Origin of the sequence: Acinetobacter sp. NBRC 110496 (assembly GCF_000876115.1) — a bacterium.
Lineage (GTDB): Bacteria > Pseudomonadota > Gammaproteobacteria > Pseudomonadales > Moraxellaceae > Acinetobacter.
This window is the reverse complement of the sequence record NZ_BBTF01000021.1, coordinates 45,584-65,687: the sequence shown is the minus strand read 5'-3', so window position 1 is coordinate 65,687 and position 20,104 is coordinate 45,584. Positions and strand designations below refer to the sequence as shown.

The following is a 20,104-nucleotide window of genomic DNA, read 5'->3' as shown; positions in this document are numbered from 1 at the left end:
GTGTCCACTTTCCTTTTGATATATTAGGTTCATTTGTTATTGCTTTTATACTTGTATTAATTATGAATCTGGTTTTCAAAGAGTTTATTTTAAAATTCAGGAAACCCATTTCTATATCCCTAGCTAAATAAAGTTATTTAAGCAGAGGTAGAGATTGAAGAGTCGATTTTAGATATTACTTATAATTGAATATAACACCAAAACCTGTGCAACTATGTAAAATGCACAGGTTTATCTATTTTTAGAGCAGTGGAATAATAACCAGATGCATTAAGAGTCCTCAGATTTAGCAGTTAATTGCCCTTCAGCTGTTAGTTGATCGGCCATTTCTTTGGTTTTTCTTAAGCCTGGCATACGGTATTCGGTATGGCCATAGTCTTTGATGGATTTCCAACGACCACCCCATGTTAAGCCAACAGATTCAGCAACTTGTCCGTAAAGTTCATAACCCCGCATTGCCCATGGATCACGTTCAGAGATAACCACTTTACCATTCCGTTTAAAGGCAACATCTGCGGCTAAGCCAAATTGATGATAACTTTGATAGCCTTTGGCACGTGTTGTGTTCGGGTTACCCGCTAACATATTTTGGCGATTTGGACTGCGATAGCCTTCAAGTAAAACCAGTTCATAACCATGCTGCTCTTTCATAATTTTGAACACCATGAGCAAGCGCTGTTTATAACGTGGATTAATTTTATCCCATTTACGATCAACCAAAGACGAATCTAAACTGCCATGCGAATGAGTCAGTGGAATTTCAATCTGAGACGCATCAATACTTGGATCAGTTGGGTGTTGCGCCTGATAAGCTTGTTCAAGACGAGTGGCTTCCACAATTGCATCTTGAATAAGGGTTTCATCTACTTCTGGTGGTGGGCTTAACATTTCACCATTGAGTAGGGTATAAATTTGTGGATCTGTTTCTTTTAGGTATTCTGCCTCTATACGTGTGGAGTTGATCGGACGTGTAAAAGCAAAAATGAGGATACTTGCAAATAAAAAGAAACCCGCAACTAAAATCCACCATTGTTGCAAATGCCAATGTGATTGCAGTCTGTCTGGTGAAGCTGCTTGGTGCATATTTTCCGCAAACTGCATGGCATTTACGATTTTCTTTTTGCTACTTGGCAATAAGGATTGCAGGAACTGTTTGGATTTATAACGCAACTCATGAGACATGAGCAGTGTTAATCCGATCGCAACCGCGATGAAGCAGAAAAAGATAAACCAGATCATGTGTTATTTCAGTTCATTCACAGCAAATGGTTTCTGAGTGACTTTGATTTGCACTGTTGCATCAGGTGCTTCGGCTTGAGGTTCTACCGTTTTTGGAGACGCTGCTTTGGCTGGCTGAGATGCGGGTTTAACAACTTTATTGGTCATCGGTAGTTCATTTTTAGTTGCTACAGGTTTTGCAGGTGCTGACGGCTGGACTGCTTTGCTATTCGGTTCATTCGCAAAAGGTGAAATTTGTTGTCCAGTACGGACAGGCGCAGTGGGTGGAGGCGTGCGCTGGAAAAATTTATTTAAATCATTACTGCCTGGCTGAGCAAACCCATTGTCTTCTGCTGATTCGGCTGTTTCATGATGAACAGGCATGGGTTCTTCAGAACTATGAGATGGCACTTTTGCATGAGGTTGGATATTTGTATTTTCGTCCACGGTCTGTTCTTGTTCCAGTGGTACTGCTTCAGCTGTATTTGAGTCCGTAACAAATAGAAAGAAAATCAGCGAGGTAAAAATAATCCCTGAAAGAAATCCAATCAGTAAATAAATTACAGGAGATAAGGTTTTTTTCTTATTGGTCTGTAATATGCGTAAAGAAGTTGTTCTTTCCTGAGTCATACGTTATCAACTAAGGTAAATGGATGGTGATATGTGCTTCTTCAGCAGGTGCTGAAATCACATTTTGATAAGGGTTTAGGGCATTGTGATTCTGCTTGGACAGCATGAATTTCAAGCCTGCAAAAGTCAGGGCAGCAAAGATTAATAAAAAGATCAAAATCCAGAAAAATGGCAACTCGTGATGGATAATATGTTTGATATGATCAGGGATCGCTGCGAATGGCGAGAATGCTGCTTTTTTCCCTTTGAGGTAATCTATTTCATCGCCCACGCGTGCAACCAAATGGTTTAAACTTTCCACTGATTCCAGGCGATATTTTCCCTGAAATCCAAGTAGCAAGCAGTAGTGAAATACTTCAAGTGACGCTAAGCGTTCTTTACCGCGACTACGGAGTTGCTCCAAGATTTCAAAAAAACGATAACCAGCCAATTGGGAGCCAAATAAGCTTAATTGCAGTGGACTGATCAGCCAGGAATTTTGCAAATTAAAATAAGCAGCATCTTGTTGTGTGGCAATAGTTTCATCAATCAGGGCACAAAAAGCATATTTGGCATCATGAATATCGTCAGCAGAAAATTGTAAACGCTTAGCCTGCTGCTCAAAACGGTTGAGTAAGTCAACAATCTTTTCGCGAAAATCACTTGGATTTGTCGGGATATAACGATTGCGAAGTAAAAAAACCAGATAGAACCCATCATGTAAGAGGTCAATCAAGTTGGTTGCTTGCGCTTTATTCTGTGGTTGATCAGCGGTAGGTAAACCTGAACCAATTTTTCCATCATCAAATAAAGAGGGGATGCCAGTGGGTTGAGTCATTGTTGTTCTCTTAACTATTCATTACCGCAATGAGTTCAATACTTATATCTTGGAATCCAGCAGGTACATAAACACAGATGGACTCTGACTCAAGCATACGTTGATAGAGTTCGTGATGCGGCTCGATTTCAAAATAGCTGACACCAGAACGTACAGGAATTGCAGTAGGTACTTGCATTAAATGATGGAGTGGAACAGCAGGAAGCGCAGCAATGACACGCTGTTCTACATCAATGGTACTACCCACTTTGAAACGCAAAGGTACAATTTGAATCAGTTCATGGGTTTGCATCATACTGCTCGACACAGCAATATAAAGACGCGTATCACGGGTAATTTTGTCTGACTCAAGACTGCCCACCCAATAGGATGGTCGCGTTTCTTTCAAGGCGATACTGAAGTAGCGGCTTGAAATAATGGTATCCAATAAATCTCTTAAGATCAGGTCAAGCTGCTGAAAGCTGTCTTGTAGTTGATGATGTTTATAATGAGGCAGATGATCGACATCATAAGCGGTCGAGAAGGTCAGCAATGAACCTGTTAAACGCAATAATTCTGAAAATAAACGTTCTGGGTGAATCAATGGATATTGGAGTAAATGGTTCAATCCGGCATAGGCGGTATTTAAGGCATTGATCAACCAGAAGGAAACGATATCTCCTGAACGGAATTCAATCAGTTTTTGTTCGTTTTCACGGTTATTGCTCTGAATGGTTTTAATTTTGGCCTTAATGACATTGAGCGTACGCTTTAGGTTATTAATCAGAGATTCAGAAGCTGCAATATGTAAAATCGGTGGAATAAACTTGTTGTCTAACTCGAAGTGCCCCGAGCTTTGACGCTTAATTTTACCCACAGGAATATATAAGAAACCATCTAAATTCTGACTCGGCTGAATATGTTGCTCTAACAATTTAAATTCAGCACGACGACGCAATAGATTCAGCTCAGCTGGACTGGCATCGGTAAACAGGTCGTGTGTTTCTGTCAAATAGTTGTGGTAACGACTCGACACAGCGCGTGTTTCATCTGCGATATTTTTCTTATTGGCTTGCAGGATGGGTAATGCGAGATAAACCGTCATTTCACCTTGTAGATTGAGGTCATCTAACAATAATGGTTCTGGCAATAAATCTTGGGCTGGTGCATGATAAATTTCACCATCTTGCCAAATAATTTCGACTTCTTGTAAAGCGAGAATATGGGTAGAGAGTTGAACTTCATCAAATTTTAATTTCTGGACACCATAAGCATGTGGAATCATCGCCCGAATGGTATGATTCAAACGTTGTTCATGATAGGTATCTTGGATCTGAAAATGCTGGGGACGTAAAAATAAGCCTTCACCCCAAAGAATCTTTTCTGCTTTAAACATATTCATTTACCAACAATTATTCGTATTCATTCTTTGGCTGAACACCAAGGGTGTCCTGCAACATTTGTAAAGGATGTTCATCCTTAATCACTTGGGTTAACCACTCATGCAGTGGCATTTGGCTCCACTTGATGGTTTTTTGCAACATATAGCTAACGGGGCTGTGTGGCTCATTCTTTTCGAAATAAGTGGCAATTTCTTGCAATACACGCATTGCTTGTTCGCGATTTTCAATATGCGATTGAACTTGCGGCTGGAAAGACAGCTGATTTTGAGGTGCAGAAGATTGTGTCGTCACGTGTTGTACTATCGGTGTTGTCGATGTTTCAATTTCTGTAATTGCTGTTTGCGGTATTTGCTCAAACAACTCGGTTTTATAAATCTTTTTTAGCGTGATATGAATGGTATCAAGACTTGAATCAATCGCTGCGAAACTTGGTGAATCTAGACCCAGTAAACCATCTAAAACTTGTTTCAGCGTTGCCCATTGCTGCAAAATTTCATTAAAACGTTGGTAGTTTTGACGTTGAAAGTTTTTATCAGTATTGGAGAGGGCTTGTTCAAACTGCTCTAACTCAGAGGGGCTATTTGAGCCTTCAAAATCATCACTTTGCTTACGACGAATATTCTGATGATAAAGAAAATTATCATAATCAAGTAAATGATAAAAAGGCGCATGGTTAATTAACGCTACTTTTTTGATCAGCAAAGGGAGCTGATTAATAAGCCCTTGTAATAACCCAATACGTTGGTCTAAATCATCATCTTCGACTTCAGGGTGCAGGGTTAACCAATATTGTTCTAGTATACGGTGGCTGAGTTCCAGACTTTTACTAATGCCTTCAAAGCCATACAGGTTGGCCCAGGCTTCAGAAAGCCAAGTCAGCAAACGGATATCTTTACTTTTCGATTGCAGTAAATCCATTGAGGTATTTGCGACAAAGTCCCAATCCGCCTGTTTGGGTTCAGTCACCCAATCCCCTTGATCAAGCAACACATCATCTTGGGTTTTTGCTTTTTTAATGGCATGGAACTCATTGGAGAAGGAGTAATCCTCACCACATGGTGACTGCTCATTAATCGGCGTAAGTAAAGATATAATATCCATATGCATCACAAATTTGGCTCAATCTTAAAATTTTAAACTTCAGCTTTGGCTTTTTTACTTGAACGTTTCTTGGTGGTTTTTTCTGCCGGATCCAATTGATAGATAATTTCATCGTCCTTGGTATCAATCACAATCGACTTCGGTAATTTATGCTCGGCCAAAGCGACTAAAATTTCTGTTGCTAAAGCAGGAAGAACGGTCGAGTTAAGGATGTTGTCCACATTACGCGCACCGCTATCAACCTCAGTACAACGGTTTAATAGCAATTCAATTAAATCATCTGAATATTGAACCTGTGTTGCATATTGTTTTTCAATACGGGCAACGATTTTCCCAAGTTTGTGTTTGATGATGCGAACTAAAAGTTCATCATGCAATGGCAAGTAAGGCACGATACGCATACGGCCAATAAATGCTGGCTTAAACTGTTTATACAAACTTGGTTTCAAATGCTCGATCAAATCTTCGGCATGTGGCCAGTCTTCTACAGGCTGATTTAAACAGGCCTGCATGATGGCACTTGAACCGGTATTCGAGGTCAGCAAAATAGTGGTGTTTTTAAAGTCGATCACGCGACCCTCACCATCTTCAAGCATCCCTTTATCGAAGACTTGATAGAATAATTCTTGTACATCACTGTGGGCTTTTTCAACCTCGTCTAATAGTACAACACTATAGGGGTTGCGACGAACGGCTTCAGTGAGAACACCACCTTGACCATAACCGACATAACCAGGAGGTGCACCTTTTAAGGATGAAACGGTATGTGCTTCCTGATATTCAGACATATTGATAGTGATCAGGTGTTGTTCACCCCCATACAACTCATTGGCGAGAGCAAGGGCAGTTTCCGTTTTACCCACTCCGCTTGGGCCAACCAGTAGGAATACACCTTGTGGTTTGTTCGGATCTTCTAATTTGGCTTTAGAGGTTTTAATACCTTGCACGAGTTGGGTGAGAGCATAGTCTTGGCCCATCACGCGTTCGCCCAGTTTATCCTCAAGGCTTAGAATTTGTTTGATTTCATCATTGACCATCTTGCCAACAGGAATACCAGTCCAGTCAGAAATAATTTCATTGATGATCTGGGCATTTACACGTTCAAACACTAACGGTGTTTGACCTTGTAACTGAGCTAAATCCGCTCTCAATGTCGCAATTTGTGCTTTATGGTCTTGTTCTGCTTGTGCATTCAGCGCTTGAATCTGTTTCACCAAAGCAAGCTCTTGTTGCCATTTGCTTTCAGTGGTTTGAATCTCTTTTTCCAAGTCTGCAAGTTGCAGATCCAGTTCCTGTAAGCGTTCATGATGAATAGGGAACTGTTGATGTTCATTGTTAATAATCTGATGTTCTAGCTTGAGATTGTGCTGTTGTGCTTTGAGTTGATCTAGAACAACGGGTTGAGCATTTTGCGTCAGCGCAACACGAGCCGAAGCGGTATCCAGTACGCTTACTGCTTTATCTGGGAGTTGGCGGCCACTGATATAACGGTGTGATGCTTGAACGGCCGTAACAATGGCCTGATCATCAATCTGAAGGTTGAAGTGACTTTGCATGACCGGAATCATGGCACGTAACATATCGATCGCTACTTCTTCCGTTGGTTCTTCAACTTTAACCACTTGGAAACGACGACTCAGTGCAGCATCTTTTTCAAAATATTGTTTGTATTCAGCCCAAGTCGTTGCCGCAATTGTTCTTAATTCACCGCGCGCTAAAGCGGGTTTGAGTAAGTTGGCAGCATCATTTTGTCCAGCCTGACCACCGGCACCAATCATGGTATGTGCTTCATCAATGAACAAAATAATAGGATGAGCAGAGGCTTGTACTTCTTGAATTACCTGTTTTAAACGATTCTCGAATTCTCCTTTGACACTGGCACCAGCTTGCAACAAGCCCATGTCTAAGACATGTAGGTGAACATTTTTGAGTGCCTCAGGAACGAGACCTTGTGCAATTTTTAAGGCCAGACCTTCAACCACGGCAGTTTTACCCACACCCGGTTCACCCGTCAAAATCGGATTGTTCTGACGGCGACGCATCAGGATGTCGAGCATCAGACGAATTTCAAATTCGCGACCAATGACAGGGTCAATGCCGCCTTGTTTGGCTTTTTCAGTCAAATTAATCGTGTACTGATCGAGCGCTGGGGTTTTGGCTGAAGTTACAGTGGATTCAGGATCTGCCGTTTGTTCAGTTGTTGTAGCGGAATTTTCGATTTGTGGTTGTTCACTGCTTTTCCCACAAAGATCGAGAAACTTGTGCTTCATTGTATCGATGGGGAAGCGTTCAAATAAACTTGAAGCTCTAAAAGCGATTTGTTGTAAATCGGGTGCGGTCAATAATGCAATTAATAAATGACTACTCCGAATCAAAGGCGTCTGTTCTGCTGAAGCGAGTAACCACGCTTGTTCAAATAACCGAACAATTGATTTTGCAAAGATTGGCGTACGAGTATTACCTTTAGGTAATGAAGCAATTGTTTCTTTTAAATCAGTAGTTAAGGCATCTGAAGAGATATTATTTTTTTTTAAGAGAATATGTAAATCATTGACTATATTTTGATTTAATAGTTCAACAAATAGATGTTCAATTTCAATCTCATAATTCAATTGGTTAATACAATAATTCGCAGATTTTTCTAATGCGGTACGAGTAGGAGGTGATAGTTTTGTAATTAAAACCTTTAAGTTACTCATTTATTACTCACAATAATTTTTAAATACCAAGCCCTATTCGCTGAGTTCTAGCTTGATATGGTTGTTTTCTATTGAAAATATTTTTTGAATAAAATCAAAAACTTGGTGTATCTTTGTGCGAATATACAGATTATTCTACAACAAAAAATGTCACATTTAAACAAAAAATGCACGCGTTTTAAGTTTTTTTTTACAAGAATGTCTGTCATGAAAATTTAATAATGTTAATAAACGTAACTAGTATTGACTTTATATGTGTTTTTTTTGTTAAATTCGCGGAAATGATGTAAATGTACAAAAATTGACGAGTAAGAGGGTTTTTTAACAATAATTGTCAGCTCTTCAATTATAAGTTAAATAATATGAGGCATATTTTGAAAAAAGGTATTGTAATATCAATTCTTTGTATAACAACGAGTTTAATCGGTAATGCAGTTTATGCTGATGATCAACCAGTAAAACCAATTAAATTAAAAAGTAAATGCATTAAACAGTATCCTTTGGCAGCAAACCAAACGGATCATACCCTCTTGGATCTTTATCAGCAGGCTTGTGATAAGGATAATGCTTCTCGTGTAAATGATTTATTAGCTCAAGCAGCAATGCGTATGTATGAATTAAAGCAACCGATGAATGCTTTAAAACTCGCGACGCAATTACAAGAGCAAAATGTACGTGGTACAACTTTAACAGATGTTACTTTTTTAGCCAGTGTTGAGATTGCCAATCAATCATTGCAACACATGCGTTCGAGTGAAATGCGTTATCTGAGTAATGAACTCACTTACCCACCTGCGAAACAGCTCAGCGATAACATTCGTGTTGCTTTACCTGCTCCAGATACCTCAACGAGCAAAGCAATTACTGATGAATCTTTAAAGAAAGAAATTCGAAATACGTCAAGCAATAACACAACGCGACGTACTACGAACAGAAAAGTACGTACAACTCAACCAACACGTAGTACTGTAACTCAAACAGTTGCACCGGTGAAACGTCAAACACCTGTAACACCTGCAGTTACGAAACAACCAAATACTGTTCAAAAGACAGGTTCGAATCCATTCGATTCGTTGAAATAATAATCAAGGGTGAAAAGTTATGGCAAAGAGAGAAAGCGTACAGAAAAAACTGCAACGCATACGTCCTCCTCGTGTACAACTCACATATGATGTTGAAGTTGGTGATGGTAAGGAATCAAAAGAACTTCCTTTTGTTGTTGGTGTGATGGGTGATTTCTCGGCAGCGTCTGAGTTAGAAAAAACCAAACTAAAAGACAAAAAATTTATCAATGTCGATTTAGATAATATCGATGAAGTGATGGAATCATTGGCACCACGCGCTGCGTTTCAGGTTCAGAATACCTTGACGGAAGAGGGTGGTCGTATGTCGGTGGATTTAACCTTCAACTCGATGGAAGATTTTCGTCCAGAGCAGGTAGTACAACAGGTTGATCCATTGCGTAAATTGGTTGAAGCACGTGAGCGTTTAACTGATTTGCGTAACAAGATTTCTAACAGTGAACGTTTAGAAGACTTGTTGGATGAAGTATTAAAAAATACCGATCAAATCCGTCAGTTAAGTGCGGAGGCTGAAAATGAGTAATTTACAGGCTGCCGCTGCAGCAAGTGTAGAAACAGAGTCAGTAAATTTACTCGACTCAATCGTTGAGCAAAGCCGCATTGCACGTAATGACGATGAACATGTTCGTGCGAAAAGCCTAATTGGTGAGTTGGCAAAAGAGGTCATGGCAGGAACGATTACCGTTTCTGAAAATATGACCTTGTCAATTGACAAGCGTATTGCAGAAATTGATGCACTCATCTCGAATCAGCTGAGTGAAATTATGCACCACGAGCAATTCCAAAAGATTGAATCAACGTGGCGTGGACTCTACTATTTCTGTCAAGAAACACCATCTAATTCAATGATTAAAATTCGTATGTTAAATACGACCAAAAAAGAATTAGTAAAAGATTTCCAAGGCGCGACAGATTTCGATCAAAGTACCTTGTTTAAAAAGATTTATGAAGAAGAATACGGTTCATTTGGTGGTGCACCCTATGCGGCACTGATTGGTGACTTCGAATTTGATCGTACCCCATCAGATATGTATTTACTGGAACAAATCTCTCATGTTGCTGCTGCTGCACATGCCCCGTTTGTTTCAACTGCAAGCCCAAGTATTTTAGGCCTTGAATCATTTACTGATATTGATCGTCCACGTGATGTTTCAAAAATCTTTGAAACAGCGGAATACGTTCAATGGCGTTCTTTCCGTGACAGCGAAGACTCTCGTTATGTGGCATTGACCATGCCACATGTCTTGGGCCGTTTGCCATACCATCCAAAAGAAGGTACTGCAACTGAAGGTTTCAACTTCATTGAAGATGTCTCTGGTGAAAACCATGATGATTATTTATGGATGAATGCGGCATATGCCTTCGGTACCCGTTTAACCAATGCATTTGATATGCATGGCTGGTGTGCTGCGATTCGTGGTGTAGAGGGTGGTGGTCTGGTTGAAGGCTTGCCAGTGCATACCTTCAAGACTTCAGATGGTGAAGTGGTATTTAAATGTCCAACTGAAATCGCAATCACTGACCGTCGTGAAAAAGAACTGAGTGATCTGGGCTTTATTCCGCTGGTACATTGTAAAAATACGGATTATGCAGCTTTCTTTGGCGCACAATCGGCTCAAAAACCTAAAAAATATGACAGTGATACGGCGAATGCAAACTCTGCACTTTCTAGCCAAATCCAATACATTATGGCGGTATCGCGCATTGCACATTATTTAAAAGCAATGATGCGTGACAAAGTGGGAAGTTTTGCATCTGCAGGCAATGTTGAAGCATTTTTAAATGAATGGCTCTCGCAATATGTCTTGCTAGATGATGGTGCATCTCAAGAAGCAAAAGCACAATATCCGCTTCGTGAGGCATCTGTAAAAGTTGTAGAAGACCCAGCTCAACCGGGTCACTACAAGTCTGTGGTTTTCTTAAGACCACATTTCCAGCTGGATGAGTTGTCGGTTTCTTTACGACTCGTGACTGAACTACCTCAGTCCTCAAATTAATAATGAGATCAGCTAGATAATAACTTTAAATAAAATAGAGGTAAATTTTAAATGAAAGATATATATGTTGAGTTTCGTGGTAAGTACAAGGTAGACGGAGAATCTCGCGATTCTGAACACAAAGGTTGGCTTGAAGTTAACTCTTGGGCTCATAACATTCGTCAACCTAAATCTGCGACTTCAAGTAGCGTAGGTGGCCATACAGCTGAACGTGTTGAACACTCAGACATGATCTTTGTTAAAGACTTGGATGCAACTAGTCCTAAACTTTGGGAAGCGTGTTCTGCGGGTTATACGTTTGATGAAGTACAGATCGATTACTACCGTGCCAATGGTGATAAACGCATCAAGTACTTACAAATCAAATTGAAACATGTTCTTGTTTCAAGCGTAACACCGACTGTAAACGAAGAAGGTGTTCCAACTGAAACATTTGGTTTGAAATATGCTGCTGTTGAGTGGACTTATAACCAACAAGACATTAACGGTACTGCGAAAGGTGCCGTGACGAAGAAATGGTCATTGTCTAATAACACAGCTTCATACGCTGCGTAATCGAGACTGTGATGTTCTAGTAGAGGTTAATAGTCGCCTATTAGCCTCTATTTTTCCAAGATGCCGTTCCTATAAAAATGAATTTAGATCATCTATATCCTTATGGATTCAGATCAACATTATTTGATCGTTTAGTACCAGAGCAAGAAGATTATTTAAGAGGGATGTCGATTCAGCAGTTACGAGAGTCGGTTGCTCGTGATTTGGAAGACTTATTGAATAGTCGGATCGCACAATTTGATTGTGATATGGATGAATATCCACTCGCAAAGAGATCAATTTTGCAGTTTGGAATTATTGATTTTGTTGGTTTATCAACAGCCAATCCATTGGATCGAGATAAAATTTGCCAGTCGATAGAGCAGTCTATTGCAGCACATGAGCCGAGATTGCGGCAGATCAAAGTTGAAATGTTATTGGATGGGCACAATATGGGGTCACTTTGTTTAAGTATCCAAGCTTATTTAAATATACATCCTTTGTACGAGCCGGTGTTCTTCGACGCTTTACTTAAGCCGACAACACAACAATATGTTATTTCTGCCAGAACTTAGTGTGAGCGACCTGTGATAGAGCAACTTTTACCGTATTATGAAAAACAACTACAAGAATTCGGTCAGCAATCCAGAGAGTTTGCACAGAAGTATCCAAAGATTGCGCAGCGACTTTCACTCAATCAAGAACAAATTGACGACCCGCATATTGAGCGTTTAATTCAAGCTTTTTCCTTGATTGCAGCGCGTATTGATAAAAAACTAGAAGACAGTTACGACGTTTTTACCCATTCTTTATTTGAGGTGATGTTTCCTCAATATCTACGTCATTTCCCTGCATGTACTGTGGTAAGTTTTGAAGATATTAATAAACTAAAACAACTGAGTTCTGCGCATATTATCCCACAGAAAACCGCATTGAAGTCACGTAGTTTTAAGGGGGTACAGTGTGAGTTTAATACGACTAATGAAGTTCGATTACTACCGATTTCATTGATGCAACTTGAGTTTCAAACCTCGCCAAGTATTCATATGCATTTGAATCAGAATGCAACTTTAAGTTTGAAGTTTGAAGTTTTTAATGATGCACAAAAATGGATTCTAGATGAAAAATTGCCGATCTATTTAGATGCTATCTCAAACTTTCCCTTACAGGTTTTGGATAGTATTTTTCGTAAAGATACTGGTTTTGCGATCCGTGTCGGACAGCGTGTGGTCGAGGTCAGTAATCCTTTTGAAGTGATGGGTTTTAGCGAACAGGAAAGCCTGTTACCAGTTGACCAGCATACACACCATGCCTATCGTTTATTGATGGAATACTTCTGCTTTCCTGAAAAGTTCAATTATCTGAATCTTGATTTGAGTTGCTTAAAGGGCATGCTTCAACAACACAATCAATTTGAAATTTTGATCCATCTCAAGCTGAATTTGAATGATCAAGCGGTGGTGCGTAATTATTCAGAATTAAATATTGCCAATTTTAAGCTGTTTACGACACCTGCAATTAATTTATTTGAAAAGCAGGCTGAACCGCAAAAGGTTTCACATACCCAATTGCAGTATCCACTTGTGACTGATGCGCATCATCCAGAGCTTTACCACGTATATTCTGTGCTTGAGATGAACATGGTGCGTGAAAAAACAAATCAGGAGCAAACGTATCTTGCTGTTCTGCCTTTTTTTGCGATGAGTCATTACCATAACGATAAAGTCCAGTTTTTCTATTCACTCAATTATTTACCTTCACAAAGCAAAGCCATGCAAATGGGCTATTCGATTGTTTCAAAACATTTGAAACCTTATGAAATTAAATCAGATTTCATTAGTACCCAGTTGCTCTGTTCCAATGGTGATCTACCACATGAAGCTTTGAGCCAAAGCAATAATATTCTAAATTTAAATGACAGTAGTCTGGCGCGACGTGCATTAATTTTAAAACGTCCAACTTCGCCTTTTTATTTCGATAAAAATAAAAACGAACAATGGCGCATTATTTCCCATTTATCTCTGAATACCTTGGCCTTGATGAAAGGGGATGCCTTGAGTCATGTCAAAGAGCTATTGGCTTTATATAATTTACCGCATTCCAAAGAAAATATTTTATTGATTGATGCCTTAAAACAGCTCAATTTTTCAACCACCAATAAGCTCATGAATGCAAAACCGTTCCCAATGTTCATCCGTGGGGTTAAGGCCGAGCTTTCGGTCAATAAGAATGTGTTCCGAGGGCATAGTCTCTATATTTTCAGTCAGTTACTGAGTCATATTTTTAATTTGAAAGTTCAGATTAATAGTTTTGTCGATGTGGTTGTAAAAGACAGTCTTAATCAACAGGAGATATACCAATGCGTACAGAACGTTGGTGGCAAGACTCTTCTGTAGTCGACCAGGTCTTTAAAAAGGCCAGTTCATTTGAATTTGTGCAGTCGACTCGACTATTACGTCATTTACCTGTGGCAAAGCGGCAGCAGGATTGGTCTGACGATTTTCAATTCGATACCTCTTTCAGTTTAAGTTTCCCTGCGACTGAAATTGAAGCACTGAGTTATCAAGAAGAACGTATTCAGTTAACCAATTTAGTTGTTGGTTTAACTGGAACGCAAGGCGCATTGCCTTATACCTATACCAATAAATTAAAACAGAGCTCTCGACAACAACGTCTGGAGATTAAGGCTTTTTTGGGTTTATTCAACCATAAACTCACCACGAAATATGTTGATGCGAGTATTGCTTATAATCTACCCATTCGTTATGAAATAGAGCAAGAAAACCATTATCTCGATATTTTACATGCCTTGAATGGCTATATTCGTTCGCAACATGAACAGCATGATTTGGATGAATATTTTGCTGAGTTTTCAGGTTTAATGCAGGGGCAGAACAATACCGCACATGCTTTAAAAACGATACTTGGTTGTGTGTTTGATACACAGGTGCATATACAGGAATTTATCAAAGAAAGATTTCAGCTCGGGGATGAGCAAAAAACCTGTTTAGGTGGAAATAATCCAAGTTTATTGGGCATCAATACCTTTTGTGGCGATACGGTTCAGCAGATTGATGGCAAAATCGAGATTCAAATTGGCCCATTAAGTCGTGAAAAATATTTAGCTTTTTTACCAGATCAACCTTTAAATAAAAAGTTAAAACATCTGGTTCAAACGTGGTGTAGCCCAACCTTGTTTATTGATGTCCGGCTGATTCTGGATAAAGATGAAGTGCGCCCGATTTGCTTGGATTCAGTACAGGAGATTGGTTTGGGGCAAGGGGCATTTTTAATGCCATCAGCACAATTACAACATAACACTGAAACGCGTTATGCACTTTTAGGAGCCGCATAATGATGAAGAAAATTTTAGCGACACTCATCGCTTGCTTTATCTTGGTTGGTTTGGTGGTGATTTTTTATTGGCGTGATATCCAATATCAACCAGAATCTGCTGATTTAATTAATTATTTTCTTATTTTACCCGTTGTGATTAGCTTACTGTTGCTGTCACCTTGGCTGCTTTATAAGACATATCAACATTATAAAGAGAAAAAGCAACGTGTTTTGCAGGCTGAACAAGAGCAAGAACATCGTTCAACCGAGCTACCACTGCCAGTTTTAGAAAGTAAATGGTTAGAACTGAATCTCTATGCAGCAGGTGCATATAGCGCTTTGGGTGAAAATGATTCGATTCTTGATGGAATCAAGAAGTTTAGCAGTCCTCAGTTAGATCAGAATCTGGTGAATTTTCATGGGATACCGATTCTCTCTTATCGAATTGAAGAGCTTGATCAGCAAATTCAAAATACGGATGACGAGGACTTGCAATTTCTATCGGTTCGACAGCAGCGCATTATGACGCTGATCCACCATCAGATTGAACAGCATACAGAGCTTTTAGCATCGATTGCTGATCACTTAAAGCGCTCAAGCCTGTTTTATGAAAGCCAGAATTTACATGAATACCGTATGCATCCTGCATGGATTGATCCGAGTTTTTCAGGTGATGAAGAGCGAGAAGCGCTACAGGTGGAGGTGAAGCAGATCTATCGTTTAGATAAGCTAAATCTGCACATTTTATTGTCTGAGGATGTGGTGCATACCTGGAATGACCAGAGTAGTAATGAAAGTATTCAGGCCATTTTCTACGATCTCGGTATGATTCCGCAAAAGTTCCATATTGAATATCACTACCTTAGTGCAGCTTCAACAGAGCAGTATCTGCTTGAATTGCTCGACCGGATTCAGAATCAAGCCCATGAAGTTTCATTGGTGATTGCAGCAGATTCAGAAATAGATCAGGAAATTATTGATGAAAAGTCTTGGGGAGCGGGTGCTTATATCCCTTCGGAATTTGTCAGTAGCAGTTGTTTAGCGCATCCAGCAGTTCAGTTGGAACGGTTACAGCCTGAAAAGACCTTTAAGTTGGTGAGCAACCAAAATAATCTCGATCAAATTTTCCAAGAGCTCAAGCTTGATGATTTACCGCAGTATCAAGCAGAAGAACCTTTTGTATTGGTGGTTGAGGATGGTACGGATGTAAAAGTGGCCAAAAAACTGGAACAGTTTTTTAAGCAAAGTCCTGTTGAGGCGCATCATTACTTGTACTGCAAACCTATTTTTGGGCATAGCCAAAACGTAGCAAAACTTTTTGGAATAATGTTAGGGGCGCATTTTTCTGAGTCACATGTTGCCTTTGTTTATGGACACAATTTAAAAGCATTTATTCAAGCTGTTCCTGAGATCACGCAAGATCAGGAAAGTGTAGCAATTGCTGATTAATTAACTTTATTAAGAATTCGAGAACTCAATGTATATCATTTTAGGTTATCTGTGGCAGTACATCACGAATCCTAAAGCTATTATTGCTTTATCCTTATTCGTTGCACTGATTTCTTCATATTCGTCTATTCCTCGGCATATCTTTTGGGCATTGGCGGCGACCTATGCATTGGGTTTAATCGTTTATGGGATTTATTGGCTGATTCAAAGAAAACGTCATGCCGAACAAGGTGAAGAACTTGCCAATGCCATAGAGCAAGATAGCCAAGCGGAATATGGTCAGCACAAAGACAAAGCCGAACTACAGTTAATTCAGCAGCAGATGAAAGAATCAATTCAATTGATTCGTAAATCTAAATTGGGTGATAAAAAGGGTAATGCGGCTTTATACGAATTGCCTTGGTATATGGTGATTGGTAACCCTGCAGCAGGTAAGAGTTCTGCGATTTATAATTCTGGCTTGAAGTTTCCATTTGAAGAAACACATCAGAAAATGGTTTCAGCGGGTTTAAGTGGTACCCGTAACTGTGACTGGTTCTTTTCAACGGAGGGTATTTTGCTGGACACTGCTGGGCGTTATTCGGTGTATTCAGAGGACCATTCCGAGTGGTTGGGTTTTTTAAATATTTTAAAGAAAAATCGCTCTAAAGCGCCTGTTAATGGCCTGATTTTGATCGTGAGTATTGCTGAGTTAATCAGCCAAAGTCCTGAAAACTCTTTGAAACTGGCAAAAAATTTGCGTGCCCGAATTCAGGATTTAACCGAAAAACTGGAAGTGGTGGTTCCTGTCTATCTGGTTTTTTCTAAAATGGATTTGATTGCAGGCTTTACCGAATTTTTTGATTGCTATGAGTCGCAAGAATACAATCAGGCTTGGGGTGCAACTTTACCCTATGAGCAGAACTCATCGCAGAATGCGGTTGAATTATTCGATAAGCATTACAGCATTTTGTATGACGGTTTAAAGAGTGTCAGTACCACACACTTGAGCCGCCGTCATTCTCAGAATATTTCTCCAAGTGTGATGACGTTCCCGTTAGAGTTCAAAACTTTAAAGCCAGCATTGAAAAGCTTTATTGGCACTTTGTTCGAAGATAATCCATATCAGTTCCAGCCCGTTTTTAGAGGTTTCTATTTCACCAGTGCTTTACAAGAAGGTGTGATTGAAAGCCCAATGACGGAAAACATTGCACAAGAATTTCAACTCCAGCAAATTCCGGGGAATGGTCAGGAGGGAGGGAATTCTTCTGTTGCACCGAATCATGGTTATTTCTTACAGGGCTTATTCTCCAATGTTATTTTGAGAGATAAAGATCTGGTCAAACAACACATCAATCCAGCGAAAAAACGTCAGCGTTATATCGCCTTTATTGCGGCATTGGTTGGGGTTTCTCTGGTACTTGGGGTTTGGGTCTGGTCTTATCGCAATAACCAACAGTTGATTGCCGATGTACAGGCTGATTTAGATAAAGTGGTGCATTTAGAGAAAGCCTCAGGACAGCAATTATCAACCCAGCTTGAAGCTTTATTGATTTTACAAGAACGGTTACAGCAGTTGGATCAGTTCGATGAAAATCGCCCACTGAAATTTAGCTTTGGTCTCTATCAGGGCAACCAGTTACGCGAGAGTTTAAAAGCTGAATACCTCAAAGGCATCAAGCAAATTGTTTTGACCCCAACACAGCAAAATATTGCGCAATATTTACAGCGTGTTAAAAATAACGAGGCGACTTTAAAAGCCAATCACGTCAATGTCGAAATCAAACAAGTTGCGAAAACACAGCAGTATTTAGAGCCTTCAGATAGCAATCCACAAGATGCTTATAATGCATTAAAAGCCTACTTAATGATGAGTAATCATGAATATATGGATACCAGTCATTTAAGTGATCAGGTTTCTCGTTTCTGGCGTTCTTGGCTGGATGCCAATCGTGGTCAAATGCCGCGTGGTGGAATGATTCAGGATGCAGAGAAGATTCTCTCTTATGCCATGACTTTGGCCAATCAAGACGGTTTCCCTGTACTTGAAACAGATGCTCAGGTGGTTGATCAAACTCGCCAGGTTTTATTGTCAGTGATTCGTGGTATGCCTGCGCGTGATCGCGTTTATAACGAAATCAAGATGCGCGCAGCAGTACGCTTTCCTGCCGTGACAGTTGGACAGATTGTTGGGGAGCAAAACCGAGCGATTGTACTGGGTAGCTATGCATTACCTGGTGTATTCACCCAAAAAGCATGGGATGAGTATGTTGAAAAAGCAATTGAGGAAGCTGCGAATAAACCAACAGACAGCAAAGACTGGGTGCTGAATAGTCGCCAATCTGATGACTTAACTTTCTCAGGTAGTCCTGAACAGATTCGCAAGCAATTAGTGGCCTTGTATAAGCAAGAATATGTGACGGAATGGAAGAAGTTCCTGAACGGTATTTATTATGCCAAGGCGGATCAGTTCACTCAGCAAGTGAAGAGTATTGATATTCTGGGTGAACCACAAAACTCACCAATTCGAACCCTGTTACAGCGTATTGCAATTGAAACGAACTGGGATAATCCAATCGTACAGGCTGAACTTGCAGTGCCTGAAAAAGGCTTTGTGGCGTGGTTCAAACGCAAGGTACTCAATAATTCAGATGATAAGGCAGCAGCTCAGGCGGTAAACAAGGCTCAAGGGGCAATTTCACAAGAATATCAAATGTTCTATCAACTGGTACGTAAGCGTGATGATTTACAAGATAAATCATTATTTGATGAGTACATGAACAATCTGGCACAAGTACGCAGTAAGTTTAATGATTTGAAAACTGCGGGTGAAATTGGCCCAAGTGCTATGGCACTGGTTAAACAGACCATCAATGATCAGACATCTGTGTTTAATACCACACAGAAATATGTGGATGAGAAAATGATGGTGGGTCTGAAGGATACCGATCAACAGTTATTACAGAAATTGTTAATGACACCACTGACACAATCTTTTGCCAGCTTGATTGCGCCGACTCAAGATGAGCTCAATAAATTGTGGGGGATTCAGGCTTATCAACCTTTTAAAACCAATTTGAGCCAAAAATATCCATTTAACGCGGGTGTGACCCTACAAGCGACCAGCAATGAAATTGGTCAAATCTTTGGTGAGACGGGTAGCATCGCACGCTTTGTAAAAGAAGCATTAGATCCATTTGTGATTCGTCGTGGTTATGTCTTAACGTCGAAAACATGGAAGGACTTAGGGATTAGCCTGAATCCACAATTTGTCATGGCATTCCAGCAATATGTGGCACCAATCAATGGCATGGCGACAGGCAGTCTAGATCAACCTGCGGCTGCACCGGTATCGAATCAGTCCAACTTCCAGTTCTATCCATTGCCGAACCCACAATATCTGTCGTATACCATCGACATTGATGGCCAGCGTATGGTGTTTGAAAACGGAATCCAACAGTGGGTGAACTTCGTTTGGCCAAATCAAGGTGCTATCCCGGGTGCACGAATTACTGCAGTGGACTTGGAAGGCAAAACCCATACCATTTTTGAAGAGCCAGGTGAATACGGGATTAATCGTTTGATTGATGCGGCACAGCGCAAAGAGCAAAATGGTAGTTTTGAAATGACCTGGACCAGCAAAACAGAACCTTCTTTAACGCTGAAAGTAAACTTCCGACTGATTAGTGGCAATAGCTCGGGCAGTATTGGCTCTAGCCGAGGTTATGCAGGCTTACAACTGGTGGACAAAGTGGTAACTGACAAAGCGGTACGTGTAGTTTCTGCACAAGCAACGCCTGCTGCCGCCGCAGTGAAACCACCAGCAACAGCGCCAGCACAACCAGGAGTAACCCCGTAATGTTAGGGATAATCAGGGAAC

The 20,104-nt window shown here is 40.2% G+C and carries 15 protein-coding genes; 9 read left to right on the top strand and 6 right to left on the bottom strand.

The genetic code is table 11. From position 1 onward, the window contains the following. Positions 1–270 precede the first annotated feature (270 nt). Genes Aba26S_RS11880 through tssH form a run of 6 tightly spaced genes read right to left on the bottom strand, consistent with a single transcriptional unit; the run spans position 271 to position 7,847 of the window. Positions 271–1,239 carry a M15 family metallopeptidase gene (locus Aba26S_RS11880; RefSeq protein ID WP_168926880.1) on the bottom strand — a complete coding sequence of 323 codons (969 nt, stop codon included), beginning with the start codon at positions 1,237–1,239 and terminating at the stop codon, positions 271–273. Positions 1,240–1,242: 3 nt separating this feature from the next. Beyond that, on the bottom strand, positions 1,243–1,848 hold the full coding sequence (locus Aba26S_RS11875; RefSeq protein WP_043972179.1) for a hypothetical protein: 606 nt from the start codon (positions 1,846–1,848) through the stop codon (positions 1,243–1,245). A gap of 10 nt (positions 1,849–1,858) precedes the next feature. After that, entirely contained in the window at positions 1,859–2,665 is an 807-nt protein-coding gene (icmH, locus tag Aba26S_RS11870) for a type IVB secretion system protein IcmH/DotU (RefSeq protein ID WP_005242904.1), read from the bottom strand. 10 nt (positions 2,666–2,675) lie between these two features. Then, positions 2,676–4,040 carry a type VI secretion system baseplate subunit TssK gene (tssK, locus tag Aba26S_RS11865; RefSeq protein ID WP_005242902.1) on the bottom strand — a complete coding sequence of 455 codons (1,365 nt, stop codon included), beginning with the start codon at positions 4,038–4,040 and terminating at the stop codon, positions 2,676–2,678. Positions 4,041–4,056: 16 nt separating this feature from the next. After that, positions 4,057–5,154 carry a type VI secretion system protein TssA gene (gene tssA, locus Aba26S_RS11860; protein ID WP_043972177.1) on the bottom strand — a complete coding sequence of 366 codons (1,098 nt, stop codon included), beginning with the start codon at positions 5,152–5,154 and terminating at the stop codon, positions 4,057–4,059. 26 nt (positions 5,155–5,180) lie between these two features. Then, a complete protein-coding gene (gene tssH, locus Aba26S_RS11855; protein ID WP_043972174.1) occupies positions 5,181–7,847 on the bottom strand; it encodes a type VI secretion system ATPase TssH in 2,667 nt (888 codons plus the stop codon). Between the two features lie 374 nt (positions 7,848–8,221). Here tssH and Aba26S_RS11850 point away from each other — a divergent pair, with 374 nt between their 5' ends. From Aba26S_RS11850 to tssM, 9 genes are all read left to right on the top strand, one after another. After that, positions 8,222–8,929: a hypothetical protein gene (locus Aba26S_RS11850; RefSeq protein ID WP_043972170.1), complete on the top strand. Its 708-nt coding sequence runs from the start codon at positions 8,222–8,224 to the stop codon at positions 8,927–8,929. 19 nt (positions 8,930–8,948) lie between these two features. Continuing rightward, positions 8,949–9,452, top strand: a complete 504-nt coding sequence (gene tssB, locus Aba26S_RS11845; RefSeq protein ID WP_005273741.1) for a type VI secretion system contractile sheath small subunit — start codon at positions 8,949–8,951, stop codon at positions 9,450–9,452. Next, complete coding sequence (gene tssC, locus Aba26S_RS11840; protein WP_043972165.1) at positions 9,445–10,926, top strand: type VI secretion system contractile sheath large subunit; 1,482 nt, start codon at positions 9,445–9,447, stop codon at positions 10,924–10,926. Before tssB ends, tssC begins: the two co-directional genes overlap by 8 nt. A gap of 51 nt (positions 10,927–10,977) precedes the next feature. Further along, positions 10,978–11,481 carry a type VI secretion system tube protein Hcp gene (locus tag Aba26S_RS11835; RefSeq protein WP_005151564.1) on the top strand — a complete coding sequence of 168 codons (504 nt, stop codon included), beginning with the start codon at positions 10,978–10,980 and terminating at the stop codon, positions 11,479–11,481. A 77-nt stretch (positions 11,482–11,558) separates the two neighbouring features. Continuing rightward, positions 11,559–12,035, top strand: coding sequence for a type VI secretion system baseplate subunit TssE (tssE, locus tag Aba26S_RS11830; protein WP_005273745.1), 477 nt, complete (start codon positions 11,559–11,561; stop codon positions 12,033–12,035). A 12-nt stretch (positions 12,036–12,047) separates the two neighbouring features. Next, entirely contained in the window at positions 12,048–13,856 is a 1,809-nt protein-coding gene (gene tssF / locus Aba26S_RS11825) for a type VI secretion system baseplate subunit TssF (RefSeq protein ID WP_043972162.1), read from the top strand. Continuing rightward, entirely contained in the window at positions 13,820–14,815 is a 996-nt protein-coding gene (gene tssG, locus Aba26S_RS11820; RefSeq protein ID WP_043972160.1) for a type VI secretion system baseplate subunit TssG, read from the top strand. Before tssF ends, tssG begins: the two co-directional genes overlap by 37 nt. After that, positions 14,815–16,245 carry a hypothetical protein gene (locus Aba26S_RS11815; protein WP_043972158.1) on the top strand — a complete coding sequence of 477 codons (1,431 nt, stop codon included), beginning with the start codon at positions 14,815–14,817 and terminating at the stop codon, positions 16,243–16,245. Before tssG ends, Aba26S_RS11815 begins: the two co-directional genes overlap by 1 nt. Positions 16,246–16,273: 28 nt before the next feature. Beyond that, the gene (tssM, locus tag Aba26S_RS11810) at positions 16,274–20,083 is read left to right on the top strand and encodes a type VI secretion system membrane subunit TssM (protein ID WP_043972156.1); all 3,810 of its coding nucleotides are present in this window, start codon (positions 16,274–16,276) and stop codon (positions 20,081–20,083) included. Positions 20,084–20,104 lie beyond the last annotated feature (21 nt).

Bases quoted from the DNA above. Each gene is read 5' to 3' on its own strand.
- Aba26S_RS11880 (WP_168926880.1), bottom strand. From the start codon at position 1,239: ATGATCTGGTTTATCTTTTTCTGCTTCATCGCGGTTGCGATCGGATTA.
- Aba26S_RS11875 (WP_043972179.1), bottom strand. From the start codon at position 1,848: ATGACTCAGGAAAGAACAACTTCTTTACGCATATTACAGACCAATAAG.
- icmH (WP_005242904.1), bottom strand. From the start codon at position 2,665: ATGACTCAACCCACTGGCATCCCCTCTTTATTTGATGATGGAAAAATT.
- tssK (WP_005242902.1), bottom strand. From the start codon at position 4,040: ATGTTTAAAGCAGAAAAGATTCTTTGGGGTGAAGGCTTATTTTTACGT.
- tssA (WP_043972177.1), bottom strand. From the start codon at position 5,154: ATGCATATGGATATTATATCTTTACTTACGCCGATTAATGAGCAGTCA.
- tssH (WP_043972174.1), bottom strand. From the start codon at position 7,847: ATGAGTAACTTAAAGGTTTTAATTACAAAACTATCACCTCCTACTCGT.
- tssB (WP_005273741.1), top strand. From the start codon at position 8,949: ATGGCAAAGAGAGAAAGCGTACAGAAAAAACTGCAACGCATACGTCCT.
- tssC (WP_043972165.1), top strand. From the start codon at position 9,445: ATGAGTAATTTACAGGCTGCCGCTGCAGCAAGTGTAGAAACAGAGTCA.
- Aba26S_RS11835 (WP_005151564.1), top strand. From the start codon at position 10,978: ATGAAAGATATATATGTTGAGTTTCGTGGTAAGTACAAGGTAGACGGA.
- tssE (WP_005273745.1), top strand. From the start codon at position 11,559: ATGAATTTAGATCATCTATATCCTTATGGATTCAGATCAACATTATTT.
- tssG (WP_043972160.1), top strand. From the start codon at position 13,820: ATGCGTACAGAACGTTGGTGGCAAGACTCTTCTGTAGTCGACCAGGTC.
- Aba26S_RS11815 (WP_043972158.1), top strand. From the start codon at position 14,815: ATGATGAAGAAAATTTTAGCGACACTCATCGCTTGCTTTATCTTGGTT.
- tssM (WP_043972156.1), top strand. From the start codon at position 16,274: ATGTATATCATTTTAGGTTATCTGTGGCAGTACATCACGAATCCTAAA.